Here is a 4,609-nt window from a genome sequence, read left to right as displayed (position 1 = left end):
GGTGTCCTCCTTGTTGTGGGTGCGTCCCATGCCGCCACCCACGTAGACGTTGGCTCCCGACAGTCTGCCGATGGCGTCGGTGAAGACCACAAGCCCCAGGTCCTGGGTCAGGACGTCAATGGAATTGTCCCCCGGAACCGTGACCCCCACCTTGAACTTGCGCGGCAGATAGCGATTGCCGTAGAGCGGCTCCTGCTCGTCACCGCTATGGACTGCCCCAGGAGCAGGCTGACGGTTCACTGTCCTCACCCTGGGTGTGGGGCGGAGGCGGTAAGCCATGTCCCCGTCCACCCATAGATCCAGATAGGCCCCCAGGGCCGCCCGGGGGGTGAGCAGTGCGGCAACATCATCCGCCAGTCGTCGGGCGGCGGGGTAGCCCCCGGTGGCGTAGGGAGCCGCTGGCGCCATGACGTTGCGGTTGATGTCGCCACAGGCGGCGAGGGTGGATCCCAGGTTGCGCACAATGGTTCCCAGGACGGTGCGCAGATCCTGCTTGGGGATACCGTGCAACTGAAACGTCTGGCGGGTGGTGGCCCGCAGAGTGCCGTTGCCGTAACGATCCGCCAACTGGTCAAGGGCCAGGTAAAGCTGGGCGGGAACGCGCCCACCGGGGGAGCGCAGCCGCAGCATCATGGTCCAATCCCTTTGCCGCTGGTCGCGATTGGTTTGCTGATAGCTGCCGTGAAACTTCAGGATTTGAACAGCCCCGTTGCTAAAGTGGGCCTCATCGTTCTCCAACTCGCTGGCCAGGGGCTCCCGCAAGTGATCACTCGCAAGCTTGAGCGCTTCCACCTTGGCCATCTTCCTGGCGCCGTTCTCGCTTAGCAGGCCCCCTGCCGTCGGTGCATCATGGGCCAGGGGAGCAGTTTCCACAGTACTCGTCACAGGCGGAAAGCAGGCAAGCGGGCGAAGGGGGCAATCCAACCTAGGATCCAGCCCATGATCAAGCTACAAGAGCATGGTCAATCTGTTACAGGTTATGGGGACCCAATATCCATATCCATGGGCAGGAAGGGCTGAGGCGATCAACCGCCGTGTCTGGACCTGTTGATTGATCAACTCCGCGAAGAATTGTTCGGGATCCCCCAGGGGCTTCCGGGGAACGGCGGCCCCTGGGTTGACGCCAGGGTGGTCCAGGGCGCGTCCCGTGATTCGGGGTGTTAGCGGCAACCGAGGGTGTCCCGGGTTGACTGGCCGGTGCTCGGGTTGGTCCCCTCGGCCCGACGGCAGAGGGCGCGGAGTTGATCCTTGCGCAGGATCACGTTGGTGAAGTCCGCGCCGGTGATGTCCACGTCTTCAAACCGTGCATTGAAGGCAAACGCGTCCTCCAGTCGGGCGTCCCGCAGGTCCGCCCGCCGCAGGATTCCCGAATCCAGGGTGGCCTCCCGCAGATCGACGCCCCGCAGGTTGGCGTCTTGAAGCTTGGCCCCAAAGAGGCTGGCGCCCCGCAGGTCCGCCCCGCTGAAGTCCGCCTCCCGCAGATTGGTCAGGTTGAAGGTGGCGCCCCGCAGATCCTGCCCGTGGAAATCAGCGCCGATGAGGGACTGCTTGGCATAATCCATGGCGCCCCAAAGGGGAGGTGGGGCGGCCAGGCTCACCATGAAGCTCAGAGCCACAACCAGCAGGCCACCCAGCAGCGATCCCATCCCCGTTCTCCAGCAGCAGCCAGCCCAGGTTAGCGCCCTGTTGCTGTCCCCCCAGCCTTATGGTCATGCTGTGCAACGCAGGCATGGTTGATAACCGGCACGGTATGGCCAACGTGGCCAATCCGAACCGGGGCGTACTCAACAGACGGCCCGCTTGACCATATCCACCAGCGCCAGGCTCGGGATCCAAAGGTCAAGGCCGGCCTGAAACGCTCCATCCCAGCCTCCGGGATTGGAGCCGCTGAACGGGGAGAGGGCGTTCTCGACCCAGGCCCCTACGATCCCCGCCTGGGACCACTAGAATGGTTCCCTGGAGAAAAATCCTGACAGCCTGGTCTGCCAAGCCTGGTCGACTCCTCTCAATCTCTTGCCCTCCACCTATGAAGTCTAGCATTCTCTTGATAGAAGACGACCGTGATATGCGCCAGTTGGTGGCGGGAAGCCTGAAGCACGCTGGCTTCGAGGTGCAACTCGCCGAGGATGGCGTGAAAGGTCAGGCCCTGGCCATACAAAGCATTCCCGACCTGATCATCCTGGATCTGATGCTGCCCCTGGTGGATGGGCTCACCCTTTGCCAGCGTCTGAGACGGGACAGCCGCACCGCCCAGGTGCCCATCCTCATGCTCACGGCTTTGGCCAGCACCAAGGACAAGGTGAGCGGCTTCAATTCCGGCGCTGATGACTACCTCACCAAGCCGTTCGATCTGGACGAGCTGCTGGCCCGGGTCAAAGTGTTGTTGCGGCGTAGCGATCACTCCCCATTCTCCGCCAGGAATACGGAAATCCTGAGTTTCGGGCCACTCACCCTGGTCCCGGAACGCTTCGAGGCCCTCTGGTTTGAAAAGCCCGTGCGCCTCACCCACCTGGAGTTTGAACTGCTCCACTGCCTCTTGCAGCGTCACGGCCAGACGGTGGCCCCCTCCCTGATTCTCAAAGACGTGTGGGGATACGACCCGGACGACGACATCGAGACCATCCGCGTCCATATCCGCCATCTGCGCACCAAGCTGGAGCCCAACCCCCGCAAACCCACCTACATCAAGACCGTTTACGGGGCCGGCTACTGTCTGGAACTCCCTGGAGACTCCGCCGCCATGGAACGGTATCGGAATGAACTCGCCTTGACCCAGGAGGCGGACGCCGAAGGCGCCAGCACCAAGAAGGCAGCGCCAAGCTCTGGTTTCAGCGCTTCGCCAGTGGCTCCAGGAGGGTGACCTCCCAGGCCAGTCGGGGCTGCACATGGCCCCTGAGTTGTCGGTGAAGGCGCTCAAGGGCCCACACCCTCCCCCGGGTCAGGGACGGTTGCCCACATCCCTGCCTCCACAGGTGTTGCTGCCACCAGCCAATGAGCCAGAGTTGTTGTTCGATATCCAGGCGCTCCGCAATGTCTCTGGCCAACGTCAAGGCCTGACGAGGAGTCTGCAGGGGTTGTTCCAGTAACGTCTGTGGGCCGGGGTTCAGGGCTTGCAACTGCTGGCGGTGGCGGAGCAACTCCCCCGGGCTGCCGGCCGCCAAGGCCAGGAGTTCCGGGGAATCTTCCTCCCCGGTGTGCCCCAATCCCAGCAAGACCTGCTGCAGCGCTGCCGGCGAGAGGGCGCGGAAGTTGACCGCCTGGCACCGGGACCGGATGGTGGAGAGAACGTGATTCCGGCTGGGGGCCAGCAACACCAGGAGGCCGCCGCCGGGTTCCTCCAGGGTTTTCAGCAGAGCATTGGCCGCTGCCTCGTTGAGATGCTCCACCCCGTCCAGCAGCGCACAGGAGCGTTGCCCCTCCAGAGGCTTGCGGGCCAGAAAACGACCCACGTCCCGCACCTGCTCCAGGCGCAACTGGGGGAGACTCCGTTTCTTGAGCCCCTGACCATCAGCCTCGGCAGGGGTCAGCAGGCGCCCCTGGCTGCTGTAGGTGGGTTCCACCACCAGCAGGTCCGGGTGGTTGCCCTTCTCCAGTCGCCGCCGCTGGCTGGGGTTTCCTTGCGGATGGCCCCCAAGAACGGCCTCCAGAAACCGTAGGGCCGTCCGGCGGCGACCCACACCGTGGGGACCACAGAAGAGATAGGCCGGCGCCAGGCGTTGCTTCTCCAGGCTGGCCTGCAGCAGGTCCACGGCCTGGGCCTGACCCGTCACGTCGGCAAACACGGTTTCACGGACTGATGCGTTCATCCTGCTTCAGTTGGCAAAGGTGCTCCGGCAGGCCGCCTGAACGGCAGCCTCCACCACGGCCCAGGGCTCCCCGGCCGGGATCCGCTGCCAGCCGCGCTCCATGGCCAGCTTCCGGAAGCCGTGGGCCACCCGTCGGGTAAAGTCCAGCCCGGCCCCCTCAAAGCGGTCCTGCTGGCTGGGTGTCTTGCGGGCGCGGGCTTGTTGGGGGCACAAATCAAACCAGAGGGTGAGATCCGGCGTCAGGCCACCGGTGGCCACCTGCTCCAAGGCGTGGACGAGTTCCAGGTCGCAACCACGACCATGGCCTTGATAGGCCACGGTGGACCCGCTGAAACGATCACTCAGCACCCAGTGCCCCTCCTGCAGGGCAGGAAGGATCACGGTCTCCACGTGTTGAGCTCTGTCGGCTGCAAACAGCAACAGTTCCGTGCGGCTGTGGAGTGTCAACCCGGGGTTGAGCAGCATGGGATAAAGCTTCTCGCCCAACGGGGTTCCCCCAGGCTCCCGGGTCGCCAGAAGCCTGGCGCCGGGGGGCATGAGTCCGGAGCGGGGCAGCCAGTGGCGCAGGCGCTCCACCTGGCTGGACTTGCCGGAGCCGTCAATGCCTTCCGCCACCAAAAAGCGACCAGCCATGGCCCAGTCCTACCCCCCTGCGATTGAAGCGCAATGAAGCACACTGTCAATCAGCCAGGCCAACTTCCCCGTTCAGCAGCCGAGCGACCCCTGTTCCAACGAAGGAAGCCAAGGTACGGGAGCGCCGTCGCAAACATGATGAGGCTGTAGGTGGCGGCCGGAACAACGGT

General features: G+C 64.2%; 5 protein-coding genes. 1 reads left to right on the top strand and 4 read right to left on the bottom strand.

What is annotated here, in order from left to right:
- Window positions 1–801: ferredoxin-like domain-containing protein (locus BG35_RS0106740; RefSeq protein WP_025782234.1), on the bottom strand; the 801-nt coding region annotated here is incomplete at its 3' end.
- Window positions 802–1,160: 359 nt separating this feature from the next.
- On the bottom strand, window positions 1,161–1,646 hold the full coding sequence (locus BG35_RS0106735; RefSeq protein ID WP_025782233.1) for a pentapeptide repeat-containing protein: 486 nt from the start codon (window positions 1,644–1,646) through the stop codon (window positions 1,161–1,163).
- 380 nt (window positions 1,647–2,026) lie between these two features.
- On the opposite strand from BG35_RS0106735, the gene BG35_RS0106730 reads away from it, so the two are divergent.
- Window positions 2,027–2,860 (top strand): response regulator transcription factor, encoded by an 834-nt coding sequence (locus BG35_RS0106730; RefSeq protein WP_025782232.1) that lies wholly within the window; start codon window positions 2,027–2,029, stop codon window positions 2,858–2,860.
- On the opposite strand, the gene BG35_RS0106725 is transcribed toward BG35_RS0106730, so the two are convergent.
- Window positions 2,829–3,806, bottom strand: a complete 978-nt coding sequence (locus BG35_RS0106725; protein ID WP_034417601.1) for a DNA polymerase III subunit delta' — start codon at window positions 3,804–3,806, stop codon at window positions 2,829–2,831. The two genes, BG35_RS0106730 and BG35_RS0106725, sit on opposite strands and share 32 nt — an antisense overlap.
- Before the next feature lie 6 nt (window positions 3,807–3,812).
- Window positions 3,813–4,439 (bottom strand): dTMP kinase, encoded by a 627-nt coding sequence (tmk, locus tag BG35_RS0106720; RefSeq protein WP_025782230.1) that lies wholly within the window; start codon window positions 4,437–4,439, stop codon window positions 3,813–3,815.
- Between the last annotated feature and the right edge of the window lie 170 nt (window positions 4,440–4,609).

Origin of the sequence: Candidatus Synechococcus spongiarum SH4, assembly GCF_000586015.1 — a bacterium.
GTDB classification, from domain to species: domain Bacteria; phylum Cyanobacteriota; class Cyanobacteriia; order PCC-6307; family Cyanobiaceae; genus Synechococcus_B; species Synechococcus_B spongiarum_F.
Note: the sequence above shows the minus strand (reverse complement) of the source record. Positions and strands in the feature narration are given on the sequence as shown.

What these genes read in the sequence shown, in the direction of transcription:
- BG35_RS0106735 (WP_025782233.1), bottom strand. Translation starts at nt 1,646, where the DNA reads ATGGGATCGCTGCTGGGTGGCCTGCTGGTTGTGGCTCTGAGCTTCATG.
- BG35_RS0106730 (WP_025782232.1), top strand. Translation starts at nt 2,027, where the DNA reads ATGAAGTCTAGCATTCTCTTGATAGAAGACGACCGTGATATGCGCCAG.
- BG35_RS0106725 (WP_034417601.1), bottom strand. Translation starts at nt 3,806, where the DNA reads ATGAACGCATCAGTCCGTGAAACCGTGTTTGCCGACGTGACGGGTCAG.
- tmk (WP_025782230.1), bottom strand. Translation starts at nt 4,439, where the DNA reads ATGGCTGGTCGCTTTTTGGTGGCGGAAGGCATTGACGGCTCCGGCAAG.